Raw genomic sequence first — 15374 nt, 5'->3', positions numbered from 1 at the left:
AGTCCTTACGAGATGTTCGCGTCGAACGTCAACAGCACGTAGGTGCCGAGAACGAGGATGAAGATCATCGACAGCGCCAGCAGCGAGTTCAGCCAGAACCGCGTGGAGTCCTTGCGGGCGTAGTCCGAGATGATCACGCGCAGGCCGTTGCCGCCGTGCAGCTGGGCCAGCCACAGCAGCAGCAGGTCCCAGGTCTGCCAGAACGGCGAGGACCACCGCTGCGCGACGTAGTTGAAGTCGATGCGGTACACGCCGTTGTCCCACATCAGCATGATGAACAGGTGGCCCAGCGCCAGGAACACCAGCGCCATCCCGGAGAAGCGCATGAACAGCCATGCGTACTTCTCGAAGTTCGGCATGCCGCCGGCACGCTTGGGTGCGCGCGGGTTGTCCAGGCTCGGCGGCCGGTCGTGGCTGCGCTGCAGCACCGGCGCGGGTCCGCCGCGGTCGGTGACGTGGTCGTAGGGGTTCTCCGCCGGACTCATAGGAATCGCTCCGCCATGTGCATGCCGATCACGCCGAGCGACGCGATCATGACTGTGATGAACACGCCCGCCACGACCCACAGCATCTGCCGCTGGTAGCGCGCGCCCTTGGACCAGAAGTCGATCAGGATGACGCGGATGCCGTTGAGTGCGTGGTAGAGCACCGCGCCGACCAGGCCGATCTCCATCAGCCCGATGATCGGGGTCTTGTAGGTCTCGATGACGGCGTTGTAGGCCTCGGGACTGACCCGCACCAACGCCGTGTCGACGACGTGGACGAACAGGAAGAAGAAGATCGCCGCACCGGAGATGCGGTGCAGCACCCACGACCACATCCCGGGGTCACCGCGGTAGAGGGTGCGGCGGCGGGATGGTTTGTCTCGCGGCGACGGAACGTCGGTATCCGCTGTTGTCGCAGTACTCATTAGTCCTCCAACGCCATCGGTGGACGCTTGGGGCGGGTAGAGAACCTCTGCTGGCCTGAACCACTGCCCCAAACCTCGGGGCGACTCTAATCCCCTTTGTACTGCCGAACGAACTAGCGTGTTGCCGTAAGCCCCGCTCAGAGGGCAGAAGTTAGGGTCGCCTATCTGTCGCGCGGGGTCATCCGGGGCGGTCTTCGGAATCCATTCAGAGGCGGGGTGAAAGAGCGCAAATGTCTCCCGAAATCAAGTGGGAAGTGTTGCGGCGCAAGGCAATTGAGGCATCTTCGCTGGCCTATGCGCCCTACTCGGGGTTTCCGGTGGGCGCGGCGGCGCTCGTCGACGATGACCGAATAGTGACCGGATGCAATGTGGAGAATGTCTCATATGGCCTGGGTCTCTGTGCCGAGTGCAGTGTGGTCTGCGCCCTGCATTCCGGCGGCGGCGGACGCCTGGTCGCACTGTCGTGCGTGGGGCCCGACTCCGAGGTTCTGATGCCCTGCGGCCGGTGCCGTCAGGTGCTGCTCGAACACGGCGGTCCCGATCTGCTGATCGACCATCCGCACGGTCCGCGACCGCTCGGGGAACTCCTGCCCGACGCGTTCGGACCCGACGATCTGGCGCGGCGGGCGGCGGGGGAGAAGCCGTGACGGACTTCACTTTCGATGCGCCCCGGCCCATGTCGCATCTCGATGCTCCCCGGCCCATGTCGCATCTCGATGCTCCGACCGTCATCCGGGTCAAACGCGACGGCGGCGTCCTCCCCGACGAGGCGATCGACTGGGTGATCGACGCGTACACCCGCGGGCAGGTGGCCGACGAGCAGATGTCGGCCCTGCTGATGGCGATCTTCCTGCGCGGGATGACCGGCCCCGAGATCGCGCGCTGGACCGCGGCGATGGTGGCCTCGGGGCAGCGGTTCGACTTCACCGATCTGCGACGCGGCGGCCGTCCGCTGGCGCTGGTCGACAAACACTCCACCGGTGGGGTCGGCGACAAGATCACCATCCCGCTGGTGCCGGTCGTGATGGCCTGCGGCGGTGCGGTGCCCCAGGCCGCCGGACGCGGGCTCGGCCACACCGGCGGCACCCTCGACAAACTCGAAGCCATCCCCGGATTCACCGCCGAACTGACCAAAAGCCAGATCCGCCAACAACTCAGCGAGATCGGCGCGGCGATCTTCGCCGCGGGTGAGCTGGCCCCGGCAGACCGCAAGATCTACGCGCTGCGCGACGTCACCGCCACCACCGAATCGCTGCCGCTGATCGCCAGCTCGGTGATGAGCAAGAAGATCGCCGAGGGCGCCCGCGCACTCGTGCTCGACACGAAGGTCGGTTCGGGCGCCTTCCTGCCCACCGAGGCCGAGGCCCGCGAACTGGCCCGCACGATGGTCGAGTTGGGTCACGCGCACGGTCTGGTGACGCGCGCCCTGCTGACCGACATGTCGGTGCCGCTGGGCCGCGCCGTCGGCAACGCGGTCGAGGTCGTCGAATCCCTGGAGGTGCTCGCCGGCGGCGGGCCCGACGACGTGGTGGAACTGACGCTGGCACTGGCGGCCGAGATGCTCGACGCCGCCGGGATCGACGGGACCGACCCCGCCGAGACGCTGCGCGACGGTACCGCCATGGACTGTTTCCGCGCGCTCGTCGCGGCCCAGGGCGGCGACACCACCCGATTGGCCGCCGACGCGTTGCCCATCGGTGTCCACACCGACACCGTCACGGCACCGCGCGGTGGCACCATGGGTGACATCGACGCGATGGCGGTGGGTCTGGCGGTGTGGCGGCTCGGAGCGGGCCGCTCGGCGCCCGGTGAGCAGGTGCAGTTCGGCGCCGGCCTCCGCATCCACCGTCGTCCCGGTGAGCCGGTGAGTGCGGGCGAGCCGCTGTTCACCCTCTACACCGACACCCCCGACCGGCTCGGGCCGGCCCGCGCCGAACTCGAGGGTGCCTGGACGGTGGGGGACAGCGCCCCGCCGGTACGTCCGCTGATCATCGATCGGATCACCGCGACAGGCTGAGAGGGTCCGAAGAGGGACCGTGAGGAGCATGTGCCGATGACGACACCGCTGACGCTGGAGAACATCAGCCAGGCGCCAAAGGCGCTGCTGCACGATCACCTCGACGGCGGTCTGCGCCCGTCGACGGTCCTCGAACTGGCCGGACAGTACGGCTACGACGATCTGCCCGCCGACGACGTCGACGAGCTGGCGACGTTCTTCCGCACCGCCGCCCACAGCGGGTCGCTGGTGCGCTACCTCGAACCGTTCGCCCACACCGTCGGGGTGATGCAGACCGCCGAAGCGCTGCACCGGGTGGCGTTCGAATGCGTCGAGGATCTCGCCGGCGACAACGTCGTCTACGCCGAGGTGCGGTTCGCCCCTGAACTCCACATCGAGGGCGGGATGGGCCTGGACGCGGTCGTCGACGCCGTGCTGGCCGGTTTCGCCGACGGGGAGAAGGCAGCCGCCAGCGCGGGTCGCACGATCACTGTCCGCTGCCTGGTGACCGCGATGCGCCACGCCGCGCGCTCACGCGAGATCGCCGAACTGGCCATCCGATTCCGCGACCGCGGCGTCGTCGGCTTCGACATCGCGGGCGCGGAGGCCGGCTACCCGCCCACCCGCCACCTCGACGCGTTCGAGTACATGCGGGGCAACAACGCGCGCTTCACGATTCACGCCGGTGAGGCCTTCGGCCTGCCGTCCATCCACGAGGCCATCGCGTTCTGCGGGGCCGACCGGTTGGGTCACGGCGTGCGCATCGTCGACGACATCACCGTGGCGCCGGACGGGCAGGTGAAACTGGGTCGGCTGGCCGCAATCCTGCGGGACAAGCGCATCCCGCTCGAGCTGTGCCCGAGCTCGAACGTGCAGACCGGGGCGGTGGCCAGTATCGCCGAGCATCCGTTCGACCTGCTGGCCCGCACCCGGTTCCGCGTCACGGTCAACACCGACAACCGGCTGATGAGCGACACCACGATGAGCCAGGAGATGCTGCGCCTGGTCGAGGCCTTCGGCTACGGCTGGAGCGATCTGGCGCGGTTCACCATCAACGCGATGAAGTCGTCCTTCATCCCGTTCGACGAGCGGCTCGCGCTCATCGACGACGTGATCAAACCCCGGTACGCCGTGCTTGCCGGGTGACGCGTCACTCCTGGCGCAGGCGGGACTCGACGAACGCCTCCAGCGCCTCCCACTGCTCGACCGCCTGGGCGTAGGGCGGTTCGGGACGGTCCGCGGCATCCGGGTCGAGCGCGTGGGTGACGAACGCGCCGAGTGCGGTGCCGGGGTCCAGCGTCTTCTCGACGGTGTTGTCCTCGGCGTAGTGGCCGACGTCGCGGAGCAGTTCGAGCGCCAGGTCGAGCTGGTCGCGGTCGATCGTGTCGGGGCCGTCGGCGATGTCGTCGGCCAGACCGCTGAGCACGTAGACGTTGTCGTCGATCACCTCGACCTCGAGTGAACCGTCGGTGGCCGCGGTGCGGATGTCGTCGTAGGTCGGCAGATCGGACAGGTCGTGGTCGTGCTCGTCGGCCAGGTAGCGGGCCAGCGCGCGCTCGGAGCCGAAGACGCTGATGCGCCCGTTGCGGCCGAGGAACACCGGGTCGTCCCCGAGGTAGCAGCGCAGCGTGTAGAAGGTGCCCGAGCGGGTCATCAGCCGCACCGGGTCGATGCCGACCTTGAGCCAGAAGTCCTCGTCGCTGCCGAGAACCGCTGAGGCGGCCGGGGATTCGAGCTCGTCGGAGTCGGTGGCCGTCGGTTCGGCGTCCTCGGTCTCCTCGGCGGTGGCCGCCGCCTCGGTGTCCTCGTCCTCCTCGGGTGCCGGCTCTTCGAGTTCGGCGGCGGCCTTCTCCGAGGCGGCCGCGTCTACGTCGGGAGTGGTGACGATCTCGTCGATCGCGTCGAGCACACCGTCCCAGCTGCGGGCGATCACCGCTTCGATCTCAGCCCAGCGCTTGCGGCCGCTGCGGCCCTTGAACGCCTCGACACCGCCGCCCACCGAACCCAGCTGCGGGTTGCCGTTGAAGAACTTCGTCACCGCGGGCAGATCGCACACCGAACCGATCGACGCGGCGATCGCGAGCGTGCGGTGCAGGGTGCCGACGACGGTCTCGCTCGCCTTCTCGGCTGCCGTCTCCGGCACCCCGACGAGGTCGTACTCGTGGTCCTCGGCGGGCTTGAGCCGGTGCGCGGAGGCCTCGGTCAACTTCTCCCAGGCGGGGTGATCGGTCAGGTCGTGGTCGGTGTCGGTCCGCACGAAGGTCACCAGATCGGCCACCGACTCGAAGGCGTAGAGGTCCTCGTCCTTGCCGAGGAAGGCCTCCCATTCGTCACCGGCGTCCCGCCAGCGCGGAGCCCACAGTGTGTAGAGGTCGCCTTTGGTCAGCCCGAGCCGAACCGGCACGATGTCAGCAGCCATGCGGCACAGCCTAACGACCGAGGTCTGCGACCAAGTCGCCGAGCACCGCGAGCCGCTGTGCGGACACCTCGCGGACCGCCGCCTGTACGGTCTCGACGATCAGTGCCGCGAGGCGCTCGACCGGTAATCCGGACGCCCTTTCGTCGAGCGCCAGCGCCACCAGCCGGCCGCCGCCGTCGACCGTGGCGCGGACGTCGCCGTCCGGTGAGCGGGCCTCGCCGCACACCGCCGCCAGTGCCTCACCGGCCTCCGACAGGGCATCGGCCCGCGACCGCGCCCGTGCCAGGACGTCGTCACAGGTGCGGGCCAGTTCGTCGAGCATCAGTGGGTTGGACGGTGCAGGCCGGCGGTGCGTTCCGAAACTCGCCAAACCGCTTCGAGCGCACGTCGGCGTTCCTATCGTGGGAATTGGTCGACAGCGGCGGGAGCCGGGTGATGACGGTGAGAGCGTGCCGGACGTGCGGTACCGAACTCCTCGACGCCGCGCGGTTCTGTCACGGCTGCGGATCAGAGCTCGTGAACTCGGACTCCCATGCCGAGTACAAGTGGGTGACCGTGTTGTTCGCCGATGTGGTCCGGTCCATGGCCATCGCCGCCGCGGTCGGACCGGAACGGCTGCGGGAGATCATGGCGGAGTTGTTCTCGCGCTCGTCCGCGGTGGTGCGCCGCTACGGCGGCACGGTCGACAAGTTCACCGGCGACGGAATCATGGCGGTGTTCGGGGCGCCATTGGCTCTCGAGGACCACGCGTTCCGGGCATGTCTGGCCGCATCGGCCATTCAGCAGGAATCGCAGGTTCTGTCGCGAGAGGTCGAGGATCACGACGGGGTCACTCTGCAACTGCGCGTCGGGCTGAACTCCGGTGCTGTCATCGCCGGTGAGATCGGGTCCCAACCCCGCAGCTACACCACGGTCGGTGAGCAGGTCGGGATAGCCCAACGACTGGAATCGGTCGCGCCCCCTGGCGGCGTGCTGCTCAGCGAATCGACCGCGCGGCTGGCGCAGGACACGGTGACACTCGCCCCGCCCGTGATCCTCACCGTGAAGGACGCGGATGCCCCGGTCGTCGCGCGGCGCCTGCTGACCATCGAGGGACACCGGGTCCGTGACCGAGGCGAGCCCGTGCTGGTGGGGCGCACCCGTGAACTCGCCTTCCTCACCGCAATACTCGACGAGACCATCGGCGGGTCGGGATCCGTGGTGAACGTGGTGGGACCGGCGGGCATCGGCAAGAGCCGACTCGTCCGCGAACTCGCTGCGATCGCGATCCGCCGGAATGTTGCGGTCTTCACCAGCAGTTGCGAATCGCACGCGAGCGACATCCCGTTCTATGGGATCTCACGTCTCCTGCGCCGCGGTATGGGCATCGACGCCGTCGATGGCGATGACGCGGCCAGGCTGCGGGTTCGCCAGCGGTTCACCGAAGGAGACGACGACGATCTGCTGCTGCTCGACGACCTCCTCGGCATCGCCGATCCCTCGGCCCCTCTGCCCGATATCGCGCCCGAGGCCAGGCGCCGGCGCCTGACAGCGATGATCAATGCATCCGCCCTCGCTCAGACCCAGCCCGCGGTCTACATCGTCGAAGACGTGCACTGGATCGACGCTGTCAGCGAGTCGATGCTGTGCGACTTCCTTGCGGTCATGCCGCAGACGCCGTCCTTGGTCCTCATCACGTTCCGACCGGAGTACCGGGGTGCACTCACCCGGGTGTCCGGCGCGCAGACCATCGCGTTGCGACCACTCACCGAGGCGCAGGCCACCACGCTCGCCACCGGACTGCTCGGCGAGGATCCGTCCCTGACGGACCTGGCGTCGAAGGTGTCCATCCGTGCGGCGGGGAATCCCTTCTTCATCGAGGAGATCGTGCGAGATCTGACCGAGCGTGGCGTGTTGGAGGGCGCCGGCGGCGCCTATTCTCTGCGCGGCGGAGTGGCAGATGACATCGATGTGCCCGCCACCCTCTATGCCACGATCGGTGCCCGGATCGACCGGCTGAGCTCAACGGCCAAGAGCACTCTCAACGCCGCGGCCGTGATCGGATCCCGGTTCGACGCCGAGCTGTTGACACGTGTCGTCGACGGCGCAGACGTCGACCCGCTCATCGAAGCCGAACTCGTCGACCAGGTGAGATTCGGTCGGCCCGCGGAAGTCGCGTTCCGTCATCCGTTGATCCGCGCCGTGGCATACGAATCCCAACTGCGATCCGTTCGCGTGCAACTGCATCGACGCATCGCGGAAGTCATCGAATCGCGTGACCCCGCCGCCGCGGACGAGCACGCGGCGCTCATCGCAGAGCATCGCGAGGCCGCCGGAGACTTCCTCGCCGCCTATACCTGGCACATGCAAGCCGGCGACTGGCTGGCCAAGCGCGACATCACCGGTGCCCGCAACAGCTGGCGGCGAGCGCGGCAGGTGGCCGACCGCCTGCCCGACAGCGTCGAGGGCCGGCTGTCGATGCGCATCACGCCCCGAGCGTTCCTGTGCGGCACGGCGTTTCGAGTCGGCGGTGGCGGCGCCGAGACCGGATTCGACGAACTGCGCGAACTGTGTGTGGCAGCACGCGACACCCGTTCGCTGGCGATCGGCATGAACGGACTGGCCACCGTGCATCTGTTCGACGCCCGACGACGCGAGGCCTGCCGCCTGGCCGACGAGTTGGCCGATCTCCTCGACTCGATCGGTGATCGCACGTTGACGATCGCGATGCTGCCGGGGGTCGCGACCGTCAAGCACGAAGTCGGTGAGATGGAACAGGTCCTCCAACTGGCGCAGCGAGTACTCGACCTCGCCGACGACGACCCGCGCCGGGGCGACCGCTTCATGGGATCCCCTGCGACGCTCGCGCTCGCCATGCGCGGCGAGGCGCGGATGTGTCTGGGACTGGGCGGCTGGAAAGAGGACCTGAGCACCGCCATGGATTCGGCACGCGCGTTCGATCCGTTGACGCAGGAGGCGGTGGCCTACTACGCGTACGTTCTCGCCGTTCTGTACGGTGCGTTACTGCCCGACGCCACGATCCTCCGCGACACCGCGGACATCCTGGCCAGAGCCGAGCAGTCCGGCGATGACGTGACACTGTTCGGCGCCGAGGCCGTTCGCAGCGTGGTGCTGATCCAGCTGAGCGGCGTTGAGCGCGAAGCCGGCTTCGAGATGCTGGCGAAGGTTCGCGAGAGGGGTTTGCGAAACCGGTTCTCGTCGCTGTCCCTGCCTATCACCGATATACCGATCGCAAGAGAGCGGGTCGGTGCCTGGGATTTCGACGGTGCAGTCGAACTGTCGCGGGATCTCCTCGAAAGCCTCTATGACTCGGGCGGATCGGTGTGGTGTGCGCTGGCGACGGTCGCTCTGGTGGAGGCCCTGATCGCGCGTGGCGGGGATCAGGATCTCGAAGAGGCCAGGGAGGCGATCTCCCGGCTCGAACTGTTCTCGACCGATCGGCGGCTGGTTCTCGACGAATTGGCCCTGCTTCGGCTGAATGCTCTCCTGGCCCGCGCTTGCGGTGACGCGGCGTCTTATCGGCGGTGGCGCGACTGCTACCTGGTCAGGGCGCGGGTTCTCGGCTTCGAAGGGCAGCTGGCGTTGGCCGAGGCGATGCCGTGACGATCGACGGCGGGTCCGACGACCAGACCCACGGCGCGTCGATCGACGAGATGCTCGACCGCGCGGTCGCGGCCATCAACCGCGGGGACCGGGCCACCGCGACGGTCTTGGCGGCGAAGGTGCTCGCGGCCGACGGCACGAACGCCGAGGCCGAAGACCTGTTGGCCGTGCCGGATCAGCCGGGCGAGATCCGGCGACTGTCACTGCTCTTCGCGGATCTGGTCGATTCGACGGTGTTGTCGACCCGGGTGGAACCCGAGACCTATCGACTGCTGGTCGGCCGCTACCGGGAGAAGGTGCTGGCCGCGGTGAATCGATACGGGGGTCACATCGGCTCGACAGCCGGTGACGGACTCCTTGCGGTGTTCGGCCACCCGATTGCGCACGAGGACGATGCGCGCCGCGCGGTGCAGGCCGGGTTGGAGGTCGTCCGAGACGTCGCCAGGCTGAGCGAGCAGGCGCAGCGCCGCTTCGGGGTCCAGATCCAGGTCCGGGTCGGGGTGCACCGCGGACCCGTCTACCTCGACACCACGCAGGACGACGTCTACGGGCTGGCGGCCAATCTCGCGGCCCGCGTCTCGGGTCTCGCGCCCCCGGGCGCGCTGGTGGTCTCTGACGCCGTGGCGACGTTGATCGCCGCCGACTTCGAGTTGGAGCCCATCCCCGCGGCATGGGTCAAGGGCGTCGCGGAACCGATCGTCCACCACCGGGTGGTGGCCGAATCCCGCTCGGCGTCTGGTGCGGGTCGACCTCCACTGGTGGGCCGTGACGAGGAACTGGCTCGGTTACGCGCCTCGTGGGCGCAGGCACGGGCGGGAACCCTGACCACCCCCGGCGTGATCTTCATGGGCGAGCCCGGCATCGGGAAGTCACGCCTCGCCGCCGCAGCCGCCGACGTGGCGGCGGATTCCGGCTCGGTCGTGCTCGAACTGATCGGATCGCCCTTGCAGACCGACACCGGTCTGTACCCGGTGCGGGCGTTGCTGGAGTGTCGGTGCGGCATCGTCCGCGAGACCGGCGAGCCCGAACGGCTGCGGCGGTTGGACGCGGTGTGCCACGCCTGCGGTCTGGAACCGCGCCTCGCCGTGCCGCTGCTGGCGCCGGTGCTCGGCATCGAACCGCGGGCCGGATATGAGCCGGCGGCCGCCGCGGGCGACGAACTCTACGGGCTGGTCACGCAGGAGGTGACGAGATATCTGCGGGCGTGTCTCGGCGGTGCCGGAGTGGTGGTGGCGGAGGACGTGCACTGGTTCGATCCCTCGACTCGCGCGGTGCTCGGCGCGCTCCTCGATTCGGCGGCAGGCCGGGTGCTGGTGGTGATGACCGGGCGGCCGGGCGGATGGGTGCCGTCCGGGTCGACGGTCGAGGTGGTCGAACTCCCGCCGCTGACCGATGCGCAGGCCGACGTGCTCATCGAGGCGCTCGATCCGGGTCTGTCCGCCGACCAGCGGGCGGAGGTGGCCGCGCGATGCGACGGTGTGCCGTTCTACATCGAACAGGTCGTCAACGGTCGCAGCCAGGCCGGTGTGCCGGAGACTCTCTACGAGCCCCTGCTCGCTCGGCTACACGCCAGCCCGGAGGTGGTGCCGGTGGTCGAGGCGGCCGCCGTGATCGGCCGCCAGTTCGACCGCGACTTGCTGCGTTCGGTCGTCGGCGTTCCTTCCCACGAACTCGACCGTGTCATCGGTGAACTCGAAGATGCGGGGGTCCTCGAATCCTGGTCAGGTGGTTGGAGGTTCCGGCACGAACTGCTGCGCGAGGTCGCCGCCGAACTGGCACCGCCGAGCGTGCGGCGGGGCCTGCACGGCAAGGTCGCCGACGTCCTGGTCCGATCCGGTGAACCCGAGTGGGGTCTGGTCGCGCAACACTACGCACACGCTGCGCGCCTTCTCGACGCCGCGGCGGCCTATCAGCAGGCGTCGACCGATGCGCGGCGGCGCGGCGCCCTGGCCGAGGCCCGTGCCCACTTGACCCGCGCGCTCGCGCAGCTCGAGAACGCTCCTGCGGATGCCGAACGGGATCGTCTCGAGGCGGCGCTGCGCCTGGAGCGCGGCTCTCTCGGCTTCGCCGCGGACGGCTACCAGAGCCCGGAGGCCGCCGCCGACTTCGAGCGGTGCCTGCAACTCGGCCACGCCCACCTGCGCAACGACGAGCTGTTCGAGACGCTGACCGCCGTCGCCAACTACCACCTGATCCGGGCCGACCTGCGCCGGGCGGACAACGTGATCGCGGTGCTGCGCAACCACTTCGGGGAACGGCAGTGCGCCCACCCGGTGATCGAGGTCCTGTCCGGGACCGTGGCGTTGCTCCGCGGTGACTGCGATGCCGCGTACCACCACTTGCACGGCGCGGGTGACGAACTCGCGACTCAAGGTCGGATCGACGAGGAGTACGGACGTGTCGTCGCCGAGTCGAAGGCGCTGGTGCGGCTGTACCTGGCTCTCGTCGCGTTGCTGCGAGGCGACATGGAGCGGGCCGAGGACGAACTGGCGCAGGCGGCACGGCTGGGCTCAGGCCTCGGCTTCCCCGGAACTCCGTACCTGCACGCGTACACGCGCTCCATGACCGCCTGGCTGTGCGTCGAATCCGGCCGGCTCGATCACGCTGCGGACGTGGCCGCGGCGACCATCGATCACGCCGAGCGGTACGGCCTCGACATGTGGTTGCGGGTCGGAGCCACGTGGCTGAGCGCCGTCGCCGCGTTGGCGGCCCTGGCCGACGACCGCTGCGACCGCAGCGTGCTCGTCTCGCAGAGCGCCGCGCTCACCACCCACCTCGACAACCTGCGCTCGCTCGGGGTGTACATGTACACCACGATCTTCGACGCCATCATCGGACGGTTGCTGATCGCGGCGGGCGAACCGGAGTCGGCCCGCGAACGCCTGCAGGCGGGCCTGGAACTGGCACGGGACAACGGGATGCACTTTTATGACGCCGAGTTGTTGCGGCTTCGCGCCCGTACCCAGATCACCCCGGATGCCCGCCGGGCCGATCTCGAAGCCGCGCGCACCCTGGCGCGGCGTCAGGGTGCCTGCTTGTTCGAAACGCGTTGCGGTGTAGATGATCGCGAGGCCCACTAGACGCTTCGATCGGTGGGGGAGCGACGTCGCAAAGCCGAAAGTGTTTGCGAACGTTCGCAACCGCGCAGACTGAGACCCCGGCCCTCGCCGGCGGGGGCTCGATAACCGGCATGCTGCCACGTTCTGCGGCCTATTCTGGGTGCGCCCGGAGAAATCCGGGCCGACGTGCGGAGGGTCGGATGACGGCCTCTACGGCGTGCCGTACCTGCGGCACCGAATACCTGGATGGCGCCCGGTTCTGCCACGGATGCGGTGCACCCGTGGGTCAGCCCGCGGCGCATGCCGAATACAAGCAGGTCACGGTTCTGTTCGCCGATGTCGTCCGCTCGATGGACGTCGCCGCGGCGGTCGGCGCCGAGCGGTTGCGCGAGATCATGGCCGATCTGGTCAACCGGTCCTCGGCGGTGGTGCAGCGGTACGGCGGGACGGTCGACAAGTTCACCGGGGACGGAATCATGGCGGTCTTCGGTGCGCCGATCGCCCTCGAGGATCACGCGATCCGGGCGTGTCTGGCGGCGCTGGGCATCCAGCAGCAGGCGGCGCAGCTCGCGACCACCGTGGAACGCCTCGACGGTGCCGCCCTCCAGTTGCGGATCGGCCTGAACTCAGGGCAGGTGATCGTCGGTGACATCGCATCGCCGGCGCTGGGTTACACCGCGGTCGGGGAGCACGTGGGCTGGGCGCAACGGATGGAGTCGGTGGCGGCGCCCGGGGGCGTGTTGCTCAGCGATTCGACGGCGCGTCTGGTCGAGCATGTCGCGGTGCTCGGCGCGCCGGAGAAGGTTTCGGTGAAGGGCTGTGACCGGGCGGTCGCCGCACGGCGCCTGATGGGCATGGCGGCACCCCATGCCGTGGCCGGACGCGGCGAGCCGCGACTTGTCGGCCGGCGCTGGGAGATGGCCGCCGCCGAAGGGATACTCGAACGGTCGATCGACGGCGCCGGAACAGTGGTCGCACTGGTGGGGCCGCCCGGGATCGGCAAGAGCAGGATGGCGCGCGAGATCGCCTCGGCGGCGGCAACCCGCGGCGTCGACGTGTTCTGGTCGTTCTGCGAATCGCACACCAGCGACGTCCCGTTCCACGTCGTGGGTCAGCTCCTGCGCACGATCGCCGGCCTTCCCGGCCTGCCGGACGAACTGGTCCGAGCGCGACTGCGGGCGCGATTCGACGACGCCGACGAGCAGGATCTGCTGCTGTTCGAAGACCTTCTGGAGATCCGCGACCCGGACGCCGCGCTACCGGACATCGATCCCGACGCGCGACGCCGGCGATTGTCGCGGATGGTCAAGGCCGCCGCCGTGTCCCGCGGCTCGCCCGCCCTCTACATCGTCGAGGATGCGCACTGGATCGACGAGGTCAGCGATGCGATGGCCGCCGACTTCGTGACGGTGATCCCTCAGACGCATGCAATGGTGCTGATCACCCACCGACCGGATTTTCACGGTGCGCTCAGCCGGGTTCCGGGTGCGCAGACTCTGACCCTCGCGCCGCTGAGCGAACCCGAGTCCGCCACGCTGGCCCGTGCACTGCTGGGCGCCGATCCGTCTGTGGTGGACCTGGCGGTGACGGTCGCGCAGCGTGCCGCCGGCAACCCGTTCTTCGCCGAGGAGATCGTGCGCGACCTCGCTGAGCGAGGCCTCCTCCATGGGCGGCGTGGCGAGTACGTCTGCCGCGTGGACGTCGCCGAGATCAGCGTGCCCGCGACGCTGCAGGCGACGATCGCCGCCCGCATCGATCGGTTGGAGTCACCCGCCAAGAACACACTGTGTGCGGCATCGGTCATCGGAATGCGCTTCGACACCGACCTGCTGGCCTCGATGGGCGTGGCACCCGTGGTCGACGGTCTGCTGCTCGCCGAACTGATCGATCAGGTGAAGTTCACGGGGCACGCGGAGTACGCCTTCCGTCATCCGCTGATCCGCACCGTCGCATACGAATCCCAACTCCGGTCCGATCGGGTGGCGCTGCACCGGCGGCTGGCTGACGCGATCTCCCGCCAGGAACCGTCGATCGACGAGAACGCCGCGCTGATCGCCGAACACCTGGAGGCCGCGGGTGATTCGCGGGCCGCGTACGAGTGGCACATGCGTGCCGCCGCGTGGTCTCAGCAGCGGGACATCCGTGCGGCGCTGGTGAGCTGGGAGCGTGCGTCGATGCTGGCCGATGCGCTTCCCGCGGACACCCCGGGTCAGCTCGAACTACGGATAGCGCCTCGAACATTGTTGTGCGCTAACGGATTTCGCAAACACGAACTGGCCGGTGGCCGGCGGTTCGAAGAATTGCAGGAATTGTGTGCGGTGGCCGGCGACAAAGCGTCGGTGGCGATCGCGATGGCCGGCCTGGTCAACGAGCAGCTCATCGACGGAACGTTGGCGGAAGCGTCCCGACTGGTCGACGATCAGATGGTCCTGCTGGAGTCGATCGGCGACCCGACGCTCACCGTCGGGCTGGCGTTGTTCCCCGCCGCCATCAAGATTCTCATCGGCGAGTTCGCCGAGGCGCTCCGGACCTGCGACATGGTGATCGACCTGGCACACGACGACCCGGCGCTGGGGGGTTACGTGCTCGGCGCTCCGCTGGCGCTGGCATACGCGATGCGGTGCACAGCCTGCTGGTGGCTGGGAAGACCGGGGTGGCGGCGGGATTTCGACCGCGCAGTGGAGATGGCCGGGGAAGCCGACCCGATTTCGCGGGCGGCGGTCATGATCTACACCTATGGCAATGCGATCGCCAGCGGCGTGATCGCCGCCGACGACGCCGCGCTCCGCAACAGCGACGAGGCGCTGGACATCGCGCAACGCTCGGCCGACGACATCGCGTACGGCTTCGCGTTGTTCGCCTCGGCGGGTGTGCTGCTCGACCACCCGTCCGGCCGGACGAAGCGGGCGGTGGAGCTGCTGAGACAGGTTCGGGAGATGGCGGTCGACGGTCGGTTCTACTCGATGATGGTGCCGGTCATCGACGCGCGGCTCGCCGAGCAGGCGCTGGTGCGTGGGGACTGGTCCGCGTTGCCCTCGCTGCGGACGTGTGTCGAGGCGATGTACGACAGTGGGCTGTTGTCCTACGTGCCGTGGGCCACGACGATCCTGGCGTCCGCCCTGATCGAGCGGGGCACGGACCGCGATCTCGCCGAGGCTCACGAGGTGTTGGCGCGCCTCTCCGGTTATCCGCAGTTCGACGGCGCGGCATTCTGCGAGCTCGCGCTGCTGCGGATGCGCGGGCTGCTGTCGCTACGTCGCGGCGATGCAGCGGCCTACCGACAGCTTCGCGATCAGTACCGCGAGAGAGCGAGAGCCCTCGGCTACGAGGGCCAGATGACGTGGGCCGAGGCGATGCCGTAGCCGACGCCACGCCGTCGGCCGCCAG

General features: G+C 68.8%; 10 protein-coding genes and 1 pseudogene. 7 read left to right on the top strand and 4 right to left on the bottom strand.

Annotated features, from left to right (window positions below; all coding sequences use genetic code 11):
* Positions 1 to 5: 5 nt before the first annotated feature.
* Complete coding sequence (locus tag G6N49_RS16990; RefSeq protein WP_011854923.1) at positions 6 to 485, bottom strand: succinate dehydrogenase hydrophobic membrane anchor subunit; 480 nt, start codon at positions 483 to 485, stop codon at positions 6 to 8.
* Positions 482 to 910: a succinate dehydrogenase, cytochrome b556 subunit gene (gene sdhC, locus G6N49_RS16985; RefSeq protein ID WP_011558641.1), complete on the bottom strand. Its 429-nt coding sequence runs from the start codon at positions 908 to 910 to the stop codon at positions 482 to 484. The genes G6N49_RS16990 and sdhC overlap by 4 nt, the downstream gene beginning before the upstream one ends.
* A 230-nt stretch (positions 911 to 1140) precedes the next feature.
* On the opposite strand from sdhC, the gene G6N49_RS16980 reads away from it, so the two are divergent.
* From G6N49_RS16980 to G6N49_RS16970, 3 genes are read left to right on the top strand one after another with little or no spacing between them, the layout of a single operon-like run.
* Positions 1141 to 1557, top strand: coding sequence for a cytidine deaminase (locus G6N49_RS16980; protein ID WP_011854924.1), 417 nt, complete (start codon positions 1141 to 1143; stop codon positions 1555 to 1557).
* Between the two features lie 56 nt (positions 1558 to 1613).
* The gene (locus tag G6N49_RS16975) at positions 1614 to 2927 is read left to right on the top strand and encodes a thymidine phosphorylase (RefSeq protein ID WP_407665058.1); all 1314 of its coding nucleotides are present in this window, start codon (positions 1614 to 1616) and stop codon (positions 2925 to 2927) included.
* A gap of 36 nt (positions 2928 to 2963) precedes the next feature.
* Positions 2964 to 4052: an adenosine deaminase gene (locus G6N49_RS16970; protein ID WP_011854926.1), complete on the top strand. Its 1089-nt coding sequence runs from the start codon at positions 2964 to 2966 to the stop codon at positions 4050 to 4052.
* A gap of 4 nt (positions 4053 to 4056) precedes the next feature.
* Here G6N49_RS16970 and satS read toward each other — a convergent pair whose 3' ends face one another.
* Both satS and G6N49_RS16960 read right to left on the bottom strand, forming a co-directional pair.
* Positions 4057 to 5325, bottom strand: a complete 1269-nt coding sequence (gene satS / locus G6N49_RS16965; RefSeq protein WP_083045302.1) for a protein export chaperone SatS — start codon at positions 5323 to 5325, stop codon at positions 4057 to 4059.
* Between the two features lie 10 nt (positions 5326 to 5335).
* Positions 5336 to 5647, bottom strand: a complete 312-nt coding sequence (locus tag G6N49_RS16960) for a YbaB/EbfC family nucleoid-associated protein (protein ID WP_083045303.1) — start codon at positions 5645 to 5647, stop codon at positions 5336 to 5338.
* Positions 5648 to 5760: 113 nt separating this feature from the next.
* On the opposite strand from G6N49_RS16960, the gene G6N49_RS16955 reads away from it, so the two are divergent.
* The 4 genes and pseudogenes from G6N49_RS16955 to G6N49_RS16945 all read left to right on the top strand — a co-directional run bounded on the left by G6N49_RS16955 (position 5761) and on the right by G6N49_RS16945 (position 15349).
* Entirely contained in the window at positions 5761 to 8928 is a 3168-nt protein-coding gene (locus G6N49_RS16955) for an AAA family ATPase (RefSeq protein WP_083045304.1), read from the top strand.
* 50 nt (positions 8929 to 8978) lie between these two features.
* Positions 8979 to 9602 (top strand): annotated as a pseudogene (locus tag G6N49_RS29870) (adenylate/guanylate cyclase domain-containing protein); the annotation flags it as partial.
* Positions 9603 to 9638: 36 nt separating this feature from the next.
* A complete protein-coding gene (locus tag G6N49_RS16950) occupies positions 9639 to 12008 on the top strand; it encodes an ATP-binding protein (RefSeq protein ID WP_407665057.1) in 2370 nt (789 codons plus the stop codon).
* 179 nt (positions 12009 to 12187) lie between these two features.
* The gene (locus G6N49_RS16945) at positions 12188 to 15349 is read left to right on the top strand and encodes an adenylate/guanylate cyclase domain-containing protein (RefSeq protein WP_011854931.1); all 3162 of its coding nucleotides are present in this window, start codon (positions 12188 to 12190) and stop codon (positions 15347 to 15349) included.
* Positions 15350 to 15374 lie beyond the last annotated feature (25 nt).

It is taken from the genome of Mycolicibacterium monacense, from assembly GCF_010731575.1.
GTDB classification, from domain to species: Bacteria; Actinomycetota; Actinomycetes; order Mycobacteriales; family Mycobacteriaceae; genus Mycobacterium; species Mycobacterium monacense.
Note: the sequence above shows the minus strand (reverse complement) of the source record. Positions and strands in the feature narration are given on the sequence as shown.

Coding starts and splice junctions, on each gene's coding strand:
- G6N49_RS16990 (WP_011854923.1), bottom strand. CDS start 485: ATGAGTCCGGCGGAGAACCCCTACGACCACGTCACCGACCGCGGCGGA.
- sdhC (WP_011558641.1), bottom strand. CDS start 910: ATGAGTACTGCGACAACAGCGGATACCGACGTTCCGTCGCCGCGAGAC.
- G6N49_RS16980 (WP_011854924.1), top strand. CDS start 1,141: ATGTCTCCCGAAATCAAGTGGGAAGTGTTGCGGCGCAAGGCAATTGAG.
- G6N49_RS16975 (WP_407665058.1), top strand. CDS start 1,614: ATGTCGCATCTCGATGCTCCGACCGTCATCCGGGTCAAACGCGACGGC.
- G6N49_RS16970 (WP_011854926.1), top strand. CDS start 2,964: ATGACGACACCGCTGACGCTGGAGAACATCAGCCAGGCGCCAAAGGCG.
- satS (WP_083045302.1), bottom strand. CDS start 5,325: ATGGCTGCTGACATCGTGCCGGTTCGGCTCGGGCTGACCAAAGGCGAC.
- G6N49_RS16960 (WP_083045303.1), bottom strand. CDS start 5,647: ATGCTCGACGAACTGGCCCGCACCTGTGACGACGTCCTGGCACGGGCG.
- G6N49_RS16955 (WP_083045304.1), top strand. CDS start 5,761: ATGACGGTGAGAGCGTGCCGGACGTGCGGTACCGAACTCCTCGACGCC.
- G6N49_RS16945 (WP_011854931.1), top strand. CDS start 12,188: ATGACGGCCTCTACGGCGTGCCGTACCTGCGGCACCGAATACCTGGAT.